This window comes from Streptomyces sp. NPDC097595 (assembly GCF_044761525.1).
In the GTDB taxonomy this organism is placed as follows: Bacteria; Actinomycetota; Actinomycetes; order Streptomycetales; family Streptomycetaceae; genus Streptomyces; species Streptomyces drozdowiczii_A.
The window spans coordinates 56,625-72,462 of the sequence record NZ_JBIWCN010000016.1 but is presented as its reverse complement, the minus strand read 5'-3'; the positions used below and the strand labels follow the sequence as shown (position 1 = coordinate 72,462).

The following is a 15,838-nucleotide window of genomic DNA, read 5'->3' as shown; positions in this document are numbered from 1 at the left end:
TCGTCTCCACCCATGGGTGGAGACGACATCTCGGTGCCGGCCCACGCCGGACTCGGTCCGGACCCCGGAGCCGACCCTCAGACGTCGATGCGCGAGCGGTCCAGCGTCGCCGCCGAACTGGTGATGAACTCCTTGCGCGGCGCCACCTCGTTGCCCATCAACAGGTCGAAGACCTTCTCGCTGGACTCCAGGTCACCGATGTTGATCCGGCGCAGCGTGCGGTGACGGGGGTCCATCGTCGTCTCCGCCAGCTGGTCGGCGTCCATCTCGCCCAGCCCCTTGTAGCGCTGGATCGAGTCCTTGTACCGGATGTTCTTGCGCTGGAGCTCCAGCAGCCGCTGGCGCAGCTCGTTGTCCGAGTAGGTGTAGATGTACTTGTCCTGGCCCTTCTTGGGCTGGACCAGCTCGATCCGGTGGAGCGGCGGCACCGCGGCGAAGACCCGGCCCGCCTCGACCATCGGACGCATGTACCGCTGGAAGAGCGTCAGCAGCAGGATTCGGATGTGGGCGCCGTCGACATCGGCGTCGACCAGCAGAACGATCTTGCCGTACCGGGCGGCGTCAATGTCGAAGGTGCGCCCGGAACCGGCTCCTATGACCTGGATGATCGCACCGCACTCGGCGTTCTTCAGCATGTCGGAAACCGACGCCTTCTGAACGTTGAGGATCTTGCCGCGGATCGGCAGGAGCGCCTGGAACTCGCTGTTCCGGGCGAGCTTCGCCGTACCGAGCGCGGAGTCGCCCTCCACGATGAACAGCTCGCTGCGCTCCACGTCGTCACTGCGGCAGTCGGCGAGCTTCGCCGGCAGCGATGACGACTCCAGCGCCGTCTTGCGGCGCTGGGCCTCCTTGTGCTGGCGGGCCGCGATCCGGGTGCGAGCGGCCGCCACCGCCTTGTCGAGAACGGCCCTGGCCTGAGCCTTCGCATCCCGCTTGGTGGAGGTCAGGAACGCCTTGAGCTCCTTGGCCACGACGTTGGCGACGATCCGGTTGGCCGCCGAGGTGCCGAGCACCTCCTTCGTCTGACCCTCGAACTGCGGCTCCGCCAGCCGTACGGTCACGACCGCGGTGAGGCCCTCGAGCGCGTCGTCCTTGACGATGTCGTCCTCGGCCACGCGCAGCAGCTTCGCGGAGCGCAGCACCTCGTTGACCGTCTTGGTCACGGAGCGCTCGAACCCGGTCACATGGGTGCCGCCCTTGGGGGTGGCGATGATGTTGACGAAGGACTTCACGTTGGTCTCGTACCCGGTGCCCCAGCGCAGCGCGATGTCCACGCCCAGTTCGCGGGTGACCTCGGTGGCCGTCATGTGTCCGCGATCGTCCAGGACCGGGACGGTCTCCTTGAACGTGCCCTGCCCGGTCAGGCGCAGGACGTCGCAGACGGCCTTGTCCTGGGCCAGGTACTCGCAGAACTCGCTGATGCCTCCGTCGTAGCGGAAGGTCTCTTCCGTCTTGCCCGCTCCTTCCAGGCCGCGCTCATCGCGTACGACGAGGGTCAGGCCGGGTACGAGGAAGGCCGTCTGGCGGGCTCGCTGGTAGAGCGTCTCCAGGCCGAGCTTGGCGTCCTTGAGGAAAATCTGCCGGTCGGCCCAGTACCGCACCCGCGTGCCGGTGCGCGTCTTGGGGACACGCTTCCCCTTGCGCAGCCCGTTGGCCGGGTCGAACGGGCTGTCCGGGCCCTGCTCGGTGAAGATCCCCGGGACACCGCGCCGGAAGCTGATCGAGTGGGTCGCGCTGTTGCGGTCGACCTCGACGTCGAGCCGGGCGGAGAGGGCGTTGACCACGGAGGCGCCGACGCCGTGCAGCCCGCCGGACGCGGCGTAGGAGCCGCCGCCGAACTTGCCTCCGGCGTGCAGCTTGGTCATGACGACCTCGACGCCGGAGAGACCCGTCTTGGGCTCGACATCGATCGGGATGCCCCGGCCGTTGTCCCGGACCTCGACGGAGTTGTCGTCGTGGAGTACGACCTCGATGTGATCGCAGTAGCCACCGAGGGCTTCGTCGACGGAGTTGTCGATGATCTCCCAGAGGCAGTGCATCAGACCGCGGCTGTCGGTGGACCCGATGTACATACCCGGGCGCTTGCGAACCGCTTCGAGCCCCTCGAGTACGAGCAGGTGCCGCGCGGTGTAGTTGGAACCGTCTCGGTCTGCTCCGGTCAGCAGCGCAGTGGACGGCACGGACGTATCGGCGGTCACGCGGTTCGCTCCTCGCTGAATTTCATTTGGGGCCCTGTGGGTCACGGGCTCGGCTTCGGTGCCGCTGTGAGGGTACCGATGCCTGGTAGAGCGGGTGAAACGCCACCCTAGAAGAACCTCACCCTAAACCAGACTCGTATACATGTTCGATCCCCTCGCAGGGGTGACGTGCACATCACGTTCCCTTCCAGGCATGAACCATTTAGGCTCCGGGCACGTCCTCATGAACAACCGGCAAGCCAGCCGGCCCGGACTGACCCAAGCCAAGCAACGCGAAACCGTAGCGCCACGCAATACGGCACATTCGCCGCGAACCGGCAACAGACAGCCATACCGAGAAGAAGTTTCGAAGAAAAGCCACGAGCGGGAACGTTTTCGGCCTGGTTGGATGTTGACCCTGGTACGACAGCTCGTCGAGCTAGAGAAGAGGCGACGTGACTACTGTTCTGACCCCCGCGAGCCCGCTGACCGCAGCAGACCGCTGTGACCGTTGCGGCGCCCAGGCATATCTGCGCGTCGTGCTCATCAGTGGCGGTGAACTGCTCTTCTGCGCCCACCACGGTCGCAAGTTCGAGCCGGAACTCAAGAAGATCGCCGCGGAAATACAGGATGAGACGGACCGGCTGACGGCCGTGCAGGCCCAAGCCGCCGAAGAGGAACACTGACACCTCTGCATCCACGACGAGCCAGGGGCCGGTCCCGGACCGGCCGACGGGCGGCCTCCCCGTGAGGGAAGCCGCCCGTTCTCGTATCTGCGGAGCCCGCGCCGGTCAGCCGGCGTTCGCCATCCAGCCGATGGCGGCGGAGATCCGTGTATAGACGCCGGGGCTCCCGGCGCGCCCGCAGCCGTTCCCCCACGACACCAGCCCCACGAGCCGCCCCTGCGCCACCAGAGGGCCTCCGCTGTCTCCCTGGCACGCGTCGTACCCACCCTCGGGTTCGCCCGCGCAGAGCATCGATGAGGCGTCGTACGCACCGGTGCTGCCGCCCGGGTATGCCTGTTCGCACGAGCTGTCGGGCAGGATGTCCACCTGGGCGGACCTGAGCGACGACGCGTAGTCGCCGTATCCGGTGGTGTCACCCCACCCGTAGACGACCGCGGGTGTACCCGCCCGGTACGCCGAGTCACCCTCCTCGGCCAGGGGGATCGTGTCTCCCTGGGGCAGCGCCTCGGAAAGGGTGAGTACCGCGACGTCCCCGCTGTTGGTGGTGGCGTCGAACCCGGGGTTCACCCACGTCCCGCTCACCGGGACCTCCTTGCCGCCCGTGCCGTTCAGCTCGTCCCGGCCGGAGATGATCCGCAGATCGCTCACCTGGTCCACGTCGGTGCCCAGCGCCTCACGGCTCAGGCAGTGGGCGGCAGTGAGCACCTTCTTCGGCTCCACCACGACACCGCCACAGAACTGACCGGCCCGGGTACCCCCGAACCGGTCACGGCTGGACAGCGCCACCACCCAGGGGCTGTCCGCCACGTGGGCAGGCTGGCCTCCGATAATGATGCTGTCGGCGACCGCCGGGGCGGGGGAAGCGAGCGGTATCACGGCCGTGGTGGCGGCAAGGGCGAGCGCCCCGGTCAAGGTGCGGACGACAGTGCGGGACATGCGTACTCCTGACTCTGTGATGGACCATGCCTACCCAGAGTCATTCCAGCGACACCGATGCGCACCTCCGCCGCGCATCGCCCGTGAAGATCGGCACGCGACGTGGTGAGGGCCCGGATCCCCCATGGGATCCGGGCCCTCACTACGTGGTGACGCCGCTGCGGCCTAGTCGAGGTAGTCGCGCAGAACCTGCGAGCGCGACGGGTGGCGCAGCTTGGACATGGTCTTGGACTCGATCTGACGGATGCGCTCGCGCGTCACGCCGTAGACCTTGCCGATCTCGTCCAGCGTCTTCGGCTGGCCGTCGGTGAGGCCGAAGCGCATGGAGACCACACCCGCCTCACGCTCGGAGAGCGTGTCCAGCACCGAGTGGAGCTGTTCCTGGAGGAGCGTGAAGCTCACCGCGTCGGCCGGGACGACCGCCTCGGAGTCCTCGATCAGGTCACCGAACTCACTGTCCCCGTCCTCACCCAGCGGGGTGTGGAGGGAGATCGGCTCACGGCCGTACTTCTGGACCTCGATGACCTTCTCGGGGGTCATGTCGAGCTCCTTGGCCAGCTCCTCCGGGGTGGGCTCGCGGCCCAGGTCCTGGAGCATCTGGCGCTGGACACGTGCGAGCTTGTTGATGACCTCGACCATGTGCACCGGGATACGGATGGTGCGGGCCTGGTCGGCCATGGCGCGCGTGATCGCCTGACGAATCCACCAGGTGGCGTACGTGGAGAACTTGTAGCCCTTGGTGTAGTCGAACTTCTCCACCGCGCGGATCAGGCCGAGGTTGCCCTCCTGGATCAGGTCCAGGAAAAGCATGCCGCGACCGGTGTAGCGCTTGGCCAGCGACACCACGAGACGGAGGTTGGCCTCCAGCAGGTGGTTCTTGGCGCGACGGCCATCCTCGGCGATAATCTCCAGCTCGCGCTTGAGCTTGGGGGCGAGCTTGTCGGAGTTCGCCAGCTTGTCCTCGGCGAAGAGACCCGCCTCGATGCGCTTGGCGAGCTCGACCTCCTGCTCGGCGTTGAGGAGCGGGACCTTACCGATCTGCTTGAGGTAGTCCTTGACCGGGTCGGCGGTGGCACCGGCGACGGCGACCTGCTGCGCGGGCGCGTCGTCCTCGTCGTCGTCGGAGAGGACGAAGCCCTTGTTCTCGCCCTCGCCCTCCTCTTCCTCGCCCTTGCCGGCCTTGACCTCCTCGACGACGTCGTCGCCGTCGAGAATCTCCTCGTCCTGCTTGCCGGCCTTCTTGGAGGCCGTCTTCTTGGCGGCCGTCTTCTTCACGGCGGTCTTCTTGGCGGCCGTCTTCTTGGCTGCGGCCTTCTTCGCGGGCGCGGCCGCGGGAGCCTCCTCGGCCGCCGGGTCCGCGGGCTCGGCGGACGGGGCGGCGGGCGCCGCCACAGTCCGCGTCACCGTCGTCTTGGCCGCGACGGTCTTGGTGGCGGTGCGCTTGGCCGGGCTCTTCGCTGCAACGCTCTTGCGGGCGCGCTTCGACGGCTCCGCGGCACTGACCATCAGCGTCACACCCTCTTCCTCGAGGATCTGGTTGAGGCTGCGCAGAACGTTCTTCCACTGGGTTGGCGGAATCTGGTCAGCCTCGAAGGCCCGACGCACGTCATCGCCGGCGATCTGCCCATCAGCCTTTCCCCGCTCAATGAGCGCCATCACAGATTCGGACTCGGCGATCTCCGGCGGGAGCGTACGGGATGTGCTGGCCGACACGAACAACCTCTCGGAACGATGGAAACGGCTTCCGGTCCGGCCCGGAGAGGGCTGGAACCGACGACCGACGGGCGGGGAATGCACCGACGGCGCGGGTTTGGCCTCAGAACTGCACAGCGCCCTGGGCGGCTGCTGTATTCCTTCTGCGACGGTCACCTCTTAAGTCATCGCGCTGTTTCAAGGAGTGTTACGGCCGTTCCGCGTGGCCCGAGTCACACCCCAATTGCGATGAACGCGACCAAGGCGACATCTCTCCGCCACGTGCCGCCGGACCACCGGGGTCCGACGGCACGTGGCGCGTACAGCCTGCCCGCGCCCGCAGTCAGTGCTGCTCGCGCGGCGCCGGCACCACGCGTTCCGTCTCGTGGTGCCCGACCAGCAACTGACGCATGGCCGACTCGGCGCCCGCCGAGTCACCGGACGCAAGGGCGTCCACGATGCGCGCATGCAGGGCCAGCGACGCCTCGCTGGGCCGGTCGCATGCGGTGGCCGGGCCGCCGGACACCTGCAGCGCCGCGGAGACGATCCCGGAAAGGTGCTCCAGCATGCGGTTGCCCGCGGCCTGGATGAGCAGGGCATGGAACTCGGCGTCGGCGCGGGCGCACGTGATCATGTCGCCCTGACCGAGCGCGTGCCCCATGATCTCGACCATGTCGACAAGGCGCTGCTGAAGGTCCTCGCGCCCATGCCCTGCGGCGAGGCGGGCGGCAAGGGGCTCGATGGTCCACCTGAGATCGCCCAGCTCACGACGCTGGTCATCACGCTGCGGGCCGAAGGCGCGCCATTCGATGATGTCGGGATCGAGCAGATTCCAGTCACTGACCGGCCGCACCCGGGTACCGACATTGGGGCGGGCACTGACCAGCCCCTTCGCCTCCAGTACGCGCAGCGATTCCCGCACGACGGTCCTGGAAACCTCGAAACGCTGGCCGATCTCTTCGGGCACCAGGGGGCGGTCCGCGCCGAGGTCGCCGGAGACGATCATCTGCCCCAGCTGCTGAACAAGTTGGCCATGGAGCCCGCGGCCACGGCTGGCCGAGCCCCGTCGGCCGACCCGGCCGAGTTCGGCTTCGGCGCCGTCCCAGGAGCGCGCGGCGGCGCGCTCGCCGGCCGGCGCCTCCGCGTACGAGTAACGGTCGAGTTCACCCGGGCCGGCGAGGCCGGAATCGGCGGAGCGGGCGGTGGTCATCATGGTGTGCGCAAGGGTACTCACGCATCCTTTGTCGGCGGGTCCCATCCGCCCCTTGAGGTCTTTGGTGAAAAGCACACGAAAGGGTGATCAGCACCCGCCCCTCAATTGACGCCTTACTGGTATAAACAGGACGTTTCACGGAAGGGGTTACGGAGACACCGCCTCCCGCCGCGCCGCGCGCTCACCAACGAACTCTCCCGCGAAGGCTGGTGAGCAGAAACGCGCAGGTCAGGGCCGACAGGGACAGCGCCAAGGCAGCACCCACGGGATGCGCCACGATCCGCGCGCCGGCCAGAATCCACCGGTCTGCCTCCCCCGGCCATTGGAGCCAGGCCAAGTCCCGCAGCCTGCCCGGAAGCCCGGCCATCGAACGTGTGGTCGCCGCTTTCGGCATTCGCTCGACGAGCGGCACCATCACCACAGGTACGGCGAGCACGGCGGCGATGCCCGCGGCCGTCACGCGGAAGATGCCGGCGGCCAGCAGTCCGGCCCAGGCGCAACCGACAGTCAGGGCGGACCAGCTCACCGCCAGCGACACCACATTCGAGGGGACGTCGAGCAGGCCCCCGCCGTACACGACGCGCAAGGTCGCAGCCGAGCCGAGCACGGCGAGCAGCGCCAGCAGGAGGCCGATCCCTCCGGACACCGCCAGTTTGGCGACGAGCAGCCCGAGTCTGCGGGGCACACTCCCCCGCCCGGCTGCGAGTGCCGGGTAGCGGAACTCGTCGCCGAAGGAGAGCGCACCGAGGAGCCCGGCCCCGAGCGCGGCGGGTGGAAGCGGCAGCAGCGAGGGCCAGGCGGCGATGACATGGACCAGCGAGGTACGGCTGTCACGGGCCAGCAGTACGGAGAGACCCAGGGAAGCCGCCAGAACGACGGCCAGGATCACGGTCGTCGTCCGTACGCCGAAGAGGCGGCGCAGTTCGTACCGCACCGGCCGCAACGGCCCCCGTGCCGGGCGCCGCCTGATCGGCGGTGGGAGCGCGCCCCGCGAGAGGCGGGGCGGGGCGGCCGAGTTGTCCCCGCCGACGCTCCGCGATGACGCTGCCGGGCCATCGGTCGTGCCCACGGGGCGCATGTCGCCCACCTCGTCGGCGAGCTGGTGAACGGGGAGCCCGTGCCGGAACGCGGCGTCGCCCACTTCGGCACAGCTGCTGCCGTACACGGAGAGCCGGTTGCCGGCCGCCTCGGCGACGACCTCCACCGAGCGCCGGACAGCACGCGCTTCCCGGCTGACGATCGCCGCGAGGCGGGCCGCCTGCGGGGAGCGAACCGCCACACGAGGTCGCAGGCGGGTATGCGAAAAGGCCGCCCCGTCCTGGTCGGCGACCACACGCCCGCCTTCGAGGGTGACCACATGGCCTGCCGAGCGTGCGGCCTCCTTGGGGTCCCTGGTCGCGAACAGCACGGTCCCGCCCCGCTCGGCGTGGGAGCGCAGCATCCCGCGGAGCCAGTCGGCCTCCCTCGGCGCCAGCCCCTCCGCCGGATCATCCAGAAGGAGTGTGTGCGGGTCCCCGAGCAACGCGCAGGCGAGCGCCAGCCGGCGATCCATGCCGAGGGAGAGCGTGCCGATGCGCTGATCCCTCAGACCGGCGAGGCCCACCGCTTCGAGCAGTTCGTCGGCCCTGGAGACGGGTACGCCCGCCGCGGCGCAGAGCATGCGAAGCTGCCCTCGAACGGTGCGTGCGGGGTGCCCAGGCACATCGCCCAGCACCACCCCCACCTCACCGGCCGGGTTCGGAACGCGATGCAGCGGCCTGCCCCGGAAGTAGGTGACCCCACGGCCCGGCTGCAGTTCGAGCATCAACCGAAGCGCTGCGGTCTTTCCGGAGCCCGGGGCCCCTAGCAGTGCGGTGACGCACCCCGGCTCCGCGTCGAAGGTGAGGTCGTCCACGGCGAGGGCTTGCCCACGGGAGGGGGCGCTGGTGAGTCCGATGGCCTGGAGCATCGCTTCTCTCGCAGGAAATGGGACGGCGAAGGCGAAGCCGCCCGGCGGCGAGTGAGTACCGCAGCACGATAACCCGACATATCGGACTTTTTACGCAAGGCAGGGTGCGCGGCGTCCCCGCCCTCCGCCCAGGAGGGGCAGAACCTAGACCTCGGGCCTCAGCATCGGCGGGTTGAGCACGGTCGCCGTGCCCGACCGGAACAACTGGGCCGGGCGACCCCCCTGCCGGGTGGTCGTCCCTCCCGTGGGCACCAGGAAGCCCGGCGTACCCGTCACCTTGCGGTGGAAGTTCCTCGGATCCAGCACCACACCCCACACCGCCTCGTACACCCGGCGCAGCTCACCCACGGTGAAGGCAGGCGGGCAGAAGGCAGTGGCCAGCGAGGAGTACTCGATCTTGGAGCGGGCCCGCTCGACCCCGTCGGCGAGGATCTTCGCGTGGTCGAAGGCCAACGGCGCCTGGTGCTCGCCGTCCGGGGCGTAGCCGCCCTCAGGGCCGAGCAGGTCCTCGACGGGTGCCCATCGCGCACTGTTCGCGTCGCCACCCGCCCTGGGAGCTGGCAGATCGGGGGCCAGCGCGAGATGAGCGACGCTGACGACCCTCATCCTGGGGTCCCGGGCAGGATCCCCGTAGGTGGCGAGCTGTTCCAGGTGGGCGCCGTTGCCTACAGCCGGTGCGGCCGGATCCTGCGCGCACAGGCCGGTCTCCTCGACAAGCTCACGTGCCGCCGCGGCGCCGAGATCCTCGTCGGCCCTGACGAAACCGCCCGGCAGGGCCCACCTGCCCTGGAAGGGGGCCTCGCCCCTGCGCACCACCAGCGCGCAGAGGGCGTGCCGACGCACCGTGAGCACCACCAGGTCGACGGTGACGGCGAACGGCGGAAAGGTCGACGGGTCGTAGGGCGGCATGCCGTGATCATAGTCGTCTTCCTGACGATAAACACTCCCTTCCCGGTGACTCTTCAACCGCCTCCGGAGCCCGCTCCCCGGCGTCCGGCAAGAACGCGGGCAGGGCCTCCCTGTGTCGGCGCGAGGCATACGACCGGCCCCGCGTGCGGCGCCGGGGCCCGGCGCCGCACTGGTCTCAACGGCCGGTCCTGGTCCCGCGACGCCCTTGCGCCCCCGGCCGGGCGGGCCGCCGCCTGTCCGCCGCGCCGGACCCGGGCCGAGTGGAGCCGGGACGCGTCCTGGAGCGCCCGGCCGGCCTCACTCGTACGGGACGGGCCCCCGCGACCCGTTCCGCACCCCGGTCGTGCCGGCCTGCCCGCTTGCTGCGCTCGCCGCGCAGGCAACGCCGCAGGGTCTCCGGGTCGAGCCCTTGATTGCACGCCTCGTGCAGCAGTTGCGCGAAGGTGTAATGCGGGTCGAGGCGCAGGGCGAGCCCCAGCGCGACGCGCGCCGCCGGTTCGTCGCCGGTCGACCAGGAGACCCAGCCCGCCAGGGTGAGAGGGGCTGCGGCGTGTTCTTCGTAGGGGGCGACGCAGCGGCGGGCCAGCGCTCGCCAGAGCCTCAGGGCGGCATGTGCCTTCGGGCCTTCCATCCACTCAGCCGCCCTGTCGCGGGTCTCCCTGTCCTGGAGACCCAGAATCATCGACGCGGCCTCCTCGTCGCTGATCAGTCTGTCGTCGTTGATGTCTGCGAGGGATGGCGCCGTCGCAGGCGCCTTCCCGAGGCGGTCGATCAGACGGGCGGCGAGCTTCAGCGTGTCACCGCCGACCTCCTGGCGACGCTCCTGGTCGAGCAGCAGGGGCACCATCGCACTGCCCGCCGCGTCCAGGGCGCGCAGTTGGGCGGCGGCAGATGTGCGAGTGAGCGGTGTGAGCCTGGCCTCCATCTCGCGCAGCGATCCCCGTACCTGAATGCCCGCATAGGTGGCTGCCGCCGCCATCACCGAGGTGCCGGGCATGGCCAGCAGGTTGCCTTCGGCCGGGCAGCAGCGGGCATCGGGGCAGACGTAGGACCAGAAGCGGTTGCCCGAGATGCACAGCACTTCGAGGACAGGCACGTCCAGCGCTCCGCAGGCCGTACGCAGCCGCTGGGCGAACGGCCGCAGGCGCTCCATGGTCTGATTGCCCGTCTCGCCGTCCACCGGGTCCTGGCAGAGGAAGACGACGATGGCGTCGGGCCGGGCGTCACGCCGCTCGCTCCCCTTGATCAGGCACTCGGCGAGCTGGTCGGCGACCGTCGGCCATTCCAGCGAGGACTGCGGGATACCGAGCCTGAGCCTGGCTCCGAACCGGCCTCGGCCACCATGCAGGGCGACCATGACCACGCTGTCGCTCGGGTGGAAGCCCATGAGATAGGGAAGAGCGTCGGCCAGCTCGGCCGGGCCTCGCAGGGTGATCTGCTGTTCCTCGGAGGGACCGATTGATTCGGGGTGCTTGTTCATGGCCAGACCGTCTCGCGGACCACAAATTTTCGCTACCCCCTGTGGATAACTTATCCACAGGGGGTAATCGACTGTTCGCGGTTGTCGGCCCCATCGGGTTGCATGGGGGCATGACCCACGCACACCGCGCAGAGCTCAGGGCTTCGGCCGATTCCATACTGGCCCGACTCGTCGGAGACGCCTCCGGCACCGCACGGCTGCGTGAGGACCAGTGGCGGGCCATCGAGGCACTTGTCGCGGACAAGCGTCGAGCACTGGTCGTCCAGCGCACGGGCTGGGGGAAGTCCGCGGTGTACTTCGTCGCCACCTCCCTTCTGCGCGCCCAGGGCGCCGGGCCGACGGTCATCGTCTCGCCGCTGCTGGCCCTGATGCGCAACCAGGTCGCGGCGGCGGCCCGCGCAGGCATAAGCGCGCGCACGATCAACTCGTCCAACACGGAGGAATGGAACACCGTGCAGGCCGAGGTGGCCGCCGGTGAGGTCGACATCCTGCTGGTCAGCCCCGAGCGCCTCAACAATCCTGACTTCCGCGACCAGGTTCTGCCCCAGCTCGCCGCGACCACTGGTCTGCTCGTCGTGGACGAAGCGCACTGCATCTCCGACTGGGGCCACGACTTCCGGCCCGACTACCGCCGGCTGCGGACGATGCTCACCGACCTTCCCGCCGGAGTCCCGGTGCTCGCCACCACCGCCACGGCGAACGCCCGCGTCACCGCCGACGTGGCGGAACAGCTGGGTACCGGTGCCGGGGCGGACGCGCTCGTACTGAGGGGCTCGCTGGACCGCGAGAGTCTGAGCCTCAGCGCGCTGCGACTGCCCAACGCGGCCCACCGCCTGGCGTGGCTCGGGGACCATCTCAAGGAGCTCCCGGGCTCGGGGATCATCTACACGCTGACGGTCGCGGCCGCCGAGGAGATCACCGCGTATCTCCGCCAGTGCGGGCACACCGTCGCCTCCTACACCGGCCGCACCGAGAACGCGGAACGGCAGCAGGCAGAGGATGATCTGCTGGCCAACCGTCTCAAGGCACTGGTGGCAACGTCCGCACTCGGCATGGGCTTCGACAAGCCCGACCTCGGCTTCGTCGTGCACCTCGGGTCGCCGTCCTCCCCCATCGCCTACTACCAGCAGGTGGGCCGTGCCGGACGCGGTGTCGAACACGCCGAGGTGCTGCTCCTGCCGGGCAAGGAGGACGAAGCGATCTGGCAGTACTTCGCGTCGGTCGGCTTTCCGCCGGAGGAGCAGGTCCGGCGCACCCTCGACGCGCTGGACCAGGCCGGGCGGCCGCTCTCGCTGCCCGCCCTGGAGCCGCTGGTCGACCTCCGTCGTGCGCGGCTGGAAAGCATGCTCAAAGTCCTCGACGTCGACGGGGCGGTCAGGCGGGTGAAGGGCGGATGGACCACGACGGGAGAGCCCTGGGCCTACGACGCCGAACGCTATGCGTGGGTGGCCCGTCAGCGTGCTGCCGAGCAGCAGGCCATGCGCGACTACGCCACGACGGACGGCTGCCGCATGGAGTTCCTGCGCCGTCAGCTCGACGACGAGGCGGCGACCGCGTGCGGGCGTTGCGACAACTGTGCCGGCGCCCGGTTCGGCGCGGGAGTCTCCGACGCTGCTCTGGACACCGCCAAGGGTGAGCTCCGCAGGGCCGGCGTGGAGGTGGAGCCCCGCAAGATGTGGCCGACCGGGCTCGCTTCGGTGGGCGTCGATCTCAAGGGCAGGATTCCGGCGGCGGAGCTCTCCGGCACCGGCCGGGCGCTGGGCAGGCTCACCGACATCGGGTGGGGCAACAGGCTGCGCCCGATTCTGGCGGCTCAGGCACCCGACGCTCCGGTGCCGGGTGACGTGGCCGATGCCGTGGTGACCGTGCTGGCCGACTGGGCCAGGGGTCCCGGAGGCTGGACTCCTGGAGCCGTCGATGCCGTTCCCCGCCCGGTCGGTGTCGTCACCATGGCCTCGGACCGCAAACCCCAGCTCATCGAATCGCTCGGCAGGCACATCGCAGAAGTGGGACGGATGCCCCTGCTGGGGCGCGTGACCCTGGCTCCGGACGCCGATGCCGTCCGGATGTCGCAGACCAACAGTGCGCAGCGGGTCCGCGCCCTGCACGAGAGGCTGGTCGTCGCGCCCGAACTCGCGGATGCTCTGGCGACCGCGGACGGACCCATCCTGCTCGTGGACGATCTTTCGGACACCGGCTGGACGCTCGCCGTGGCGGCCCGCTTGCTGCGTCGGGCCGGAGCGGAGGCAGTGTTTCCGCTGGTCCTCGCTGTTCAGGCGTGACGGGAGGCGTCGGGCGGGGCCGGACTGGGCAGGGATAGCAGGGATATCCGTGTCATTCCGGCTGAATACCGTCAGCCTCGCCAATTGCTCGTTGCCGCCTGCCGATACGCCAGGAAGAATTGGACTCGCTCCCCGCACGGTCTTTTCGCGGGCCCGGAAGGGCTGTGCCGCGGCGCGCCCTCACCCGACCCTGCCCGCATCGTGGGCGCGTATGCGAAGGGAGGACCGTGACCTTCGGATTCGCTCCGTCCGCAGCCACTTCGATGTCGGCAGCCGCCGACTCCGCCAACCGTCTTGCCAGAATGCTCGAACCTGCCGAGTGGGCAGCGGCCGGAATACCCCTGCTGCGCAGCCCGCGTGAGGTGGTGAGCGGTCTGCACGCCAGGCACCGGCCGACACCGGCCACCGCTGTGGTCGCCGTCCTGGACCACGAGGAGCGCCTGACGGCAAGCGCCTCATTCGCCCGCCGCTCGGTGACGGCCGACGGCTGGGAGTTCCGGAACTCACTGCTGGCGCACCTGCGCCGAGTGATCCCGCACGATCTGCGCCGCCGTACGCCCGTCCGCACCGCCGTTCTGCTCTACTGCCGCGAAGGTGACGAGCGTTGGACGGAAGAGGACGGAGCGTGGATGTGGGGGCTGCGGGACGCCTGCACACTGCACGGGCTGCGGTGCGGCGCGTACATCACGCTGACCCGGGGCGGCTGGCAGGTCCTGGGCGAGGGCAGGGGCGGCCGCCGTCCGAACTCCATGTCGCAGCCTTCGGCCCTCGCCGATACCGCCCTGACCTCCGAGCAGGTTCCGTCGCGGACCGGCGGCGGAGCGGCGCAGGCACTGCACCGCTCCGCCGCACGGTGACCGGTCACGCTTCGGCGGTCCGGCAGCCCTCGCGGACGGCCGGACCGCCGACGGTGATGCTCAGACGCCGGCGCCGAGCGCGGCGTTGATCCGCTGAGGGTCGCCGCAGACGATCAGCAGCACAGCGGCGGACTCCCGTGCCTTGGCCAGCGCACGCGCGGACGCGTCGTCGGCCGGGCCGTTGACCGCGACGATCACCACGGGCCGGGGCTTGACCCGGTCCGCCGCCGCGGCCGCGGCGAAGAAGACGTCTTCGCCCGCTTCGTGCTGGGCCCAGTAGGCGGCCTCGCCGAAGGAGAGCTCGTGGGTCGCCCACGGGTGCTGGCCGCCCGTGGTCAGCACCAGGATGTCGCCGGGTGCGCGACCCGAGTCGAGCAGCAGATCCACCGCCTCGTCGGCGGCGTCGAGCGCCTCGTCGGCCGATGCGGGAATGACCTGGAGTTGCGGTGCGGAACGATTCTCCGACGGCACCGCCTGGGGCCTGCCGGAGGTGGAGTGCTGGCGCTGCGCCGGGGGCGCAGGCCGCGGGCCGGGCACCGGACGACCGGGGCGCGGCGTGGCCGCTGAACGCGGACCGGGTACGGGACGAGGGGTCGACGCGGCGCGGCCGGTGGCCGGGGTGGCGCGGGGACCCTGGGCGCTCTCGTGAATCTGAGGCTCCTCGGGGATGAGAGGCATGGGTGGTTGTCTATCAAACGCCGATACCGCGGGCATCGGCGGGTGGGCACATATGCGCGATCAGAAGTCGAAGCCGAGCTGGCCCCCGCTTTCCAGTGCGGCCGCCTCGGCGGAGAAACGGACCTTCTTCAGGTGCTGCCACCGGGGCAGCGCGTCGAGGTAGGACCACGAGAGACGGTGGTGGGCGGTGGGCCCACGCTCCTCGAGTGCGGCCCTGTGCACGGGGGACGGATAGCCGGCGTTGGCCTCGAACGCGAAGTCCGCGTACTCGCCGTTCCGCGCCCCGAGTTCGGCCATCATGGCGTCCCGGCGGACCTTCGCGATCACCGATGCGGCGGCCACCGCGACGCAGGACTGGTCCCCCTTGATGACGGTACGGACCTGCCAGGGGCTGCCCAGGTAGTCGTGCTTGCCGTCCAGGATCACCGCGTCGGGGCGGACCGGCAGCGCCTCCAGGGCGCGTACGGCCGCGAGCCGGAGCGCGGCGGTCATGCCCAGTTCGTCGATCTCCTGGGGGGAGGCGTCACCGAGACCGTACGCGGTGACCCAGCTCTCCAGCAGCGGAGCGAGCTCCGCACGGCGCTTGGGGCTGATCAGCTTGGAGTCGGTGAGTCCGGCGGGGGGCCTGCGGAGACCCGTGACCGCGGCGCACACCGTGACAGGCCCCGCCCACGCTCCGCGTCCGACCTCGTCGACACCGGCGACGATCTTGGCACCGGTGGTGGCGCGCAGTGAGCGCTCGACGGTGTGCGTGGGTGGTTCGTACGGCATGGCGTCTGTCAGCGTACGCCGAAGGGGGCGCCAAGAACACCCCGGGGCACCCCTCGCGGGCTCGCCCCGGCGGGGGGGGGGGGGGCGGCGGCCCCCCCCCCCCCCCCCCCCGGGGGCCCCCGGGGGGGGGGGGTACTCAGAGCGCGACAAACACCCACGCCGCCCCCCCCCCCGCACCGACGCCACGAGACGACTCCCCGCCGGCAGCG

The 15,838-nt window shown here is 70.0% G+C and carries 12 protein-coding genes; 3 read left to right on the top strand and 9 right to left on the bottom strand.

What is annotated here, in order from left to right; translation table 11 throughout:
- Positions 1-77: 77 nt before the first annotated feature.
- Entirely contained in the window at positions 78-2,198 is a 2,121-nt protein-coding gene (locus ACIQZN_RS23830; protein WP_403997329.1) for a type IIA DNA topoisomerase subunit B, read from the bottom strand.
- A 434-nt stretch (positions 2,199-2,632) separates the two neighbouring features.
- Here ACIQZN_RS23830 and ACIQZN_RS23825 point away from each other — a divergent pair, with 434 nt between their 5' ends.
- A complete protein-coding gene (locus ACIQZN_RS23825; protein ID WP_018105354.1) occupies positions 2,633-2,863 on the top strand; it encodes a hypothetical protein in 231 nt (76 codons plus the stop codon).
- 105 nt (positions 2,864-2,968) lie between these two features.
- On the opposite strand, the gene ACIQZN_RS23820 is transcribed toward ACIQZN_RS23825, so the two are convergent.
- The 6 genes from ACIQZN_RS23820 to ACIQZN_RS23795 all read right to left on the bottom strand — a co-directional run bounded on the left by ACIQZN_RS23820 (position 2,969) and on the right by ACIQZN_RS23795 (position 11,041).
- Positions 2,969-3,799: a S1 family peptidase gene (locus ACIQZN_RS23820; RefSeq protein ID WP_403997327.1), complete on the bottom strand. Its 831-nt coding sequence runs from the start codon at positions 3,797-3,799 to the stop codon at positions 2,969-2,971.
- A 165-nt stretch (positions 3,800-3,964) separates the two neighbouring features.
- Positions 3,965-5,512: an RNA polymerase sigma factor gene (locus tag ACIQZN_RS23815; protein ID WP_026171823.1), complete on the bottom strand. Its 1,548-nt coding sequence runs from the start codon at positions 5,510-5,512 to the stop codon at positions 3,965-3,967.
- A 322-nt stretch (positions 5,513-5,834) separates the two neighbouring features.
- Positions 5,835-6,749 carry a FadR/GntR family transcriptional regulator gene (locus ACIQZN_RS23810; RefSeq protein ID WP_403997606.1) on the bottom strand — a complete coding sequence of 305 codons (915 nt, stop codon included), beginning with the start codon at positions 6,747-6,749 and terminating at the stop codon, positions 5,835-5,837.
- Between the two features lie 136 nt (positions 6,750-6,885).
- Positions 6,886-8,652: an ATP-binding cassette domain-containing protein gene (locus ACIQZN_RS23805; protein ID WP_403997324.1), complete on the bottom strand. Its 1,767-nt coding sequence runs from the start codon at positions 8,650-8,652 to the stop codon at positions 6,886-6,888.
- Positions 8,653-8,796: 144 nt separating this feature from the next.
- Positions 8,797-9,561, bottom strand: coding sequence for an NUDIX domain-containing protein (locus ACIQZN_RS23800; RefSeq protein WP_403997321.1), 765 nt, complete (start codon positions 9,559-9,561; stop codon positions 8,797-8,799).
- A 175-nt stretch (positions 9,562-9,736) separates the two neighbouring features.
- Positions 9,737-11,041 (bottom strand): DUF4192 domain-containing protein, encoded by a 1,305-nt coding sequence (locus tag ACIQZN_RS23795; RefSeq protein WP_403997318.1) that lies wholly within the window; start codon positions 11,039-11,041, stop codon positions 9,737-9,739.
- 110 nt (positions 11,042-11,151) lie between these two features.
- Here ACIQZN_RS23795 and ACIQZN_RS23790 point away from each other — a divergent pair, with 110 nt between their 5' ends.
- Both ACIQZN_RS23790 and ACIQZN_RS23785 read left to right on the top strand, forming a co-directional pair.
- A complete protein-coding gene (locus ACIQZN_RS23790; protein WP_403997315.1) occupies positions 11,152-13,323 on the top strand; it encodes a RecQ family ATP-dependent DNA helicase in 2,172 nt (723 codons plus the stop codon).
- Positions 13,324-13,550: 227 nt separating this feature from the next.
- Positions 13,551-14,180, top strand: coding sequence for a hypothetical protein (locus ACIQZN_RS23785; protein ID WP_403997312.1), 630 nt, complete (start codon positions 13,551-13,553; stop codon positions 14,178-14,180).
- Positions 14,181-14,240: 60 nt separating this feature from the next.
- On the opposite strand, the gene ACIQZN_RS23780 is transcribed toward ACIQZN_RS23785, so the two are convergent.
- Positions 14,241-14,858, bottom strand: coding sequence for a hypothetical protein (locus ACIQZN_RS23780; protein WP_403997309.1), 618 nt, complete (start codon positions 14,856-14,858; stop codon positions 14,241-14,243).
- A 60-nt stretch (positions 14,859-14,918) separates the two neighbouring features.
- Entirely contained in the window at positions 14,919-15,629 is a 711-nt protein-coding gene (locus ACIQZN_RS23775; RefSeq protein WP_073967416.1) for a ribonuclease HII, read from the bottom strand.
- Positions 15,630-15,838: the final 209 nt, after the last annotated feature.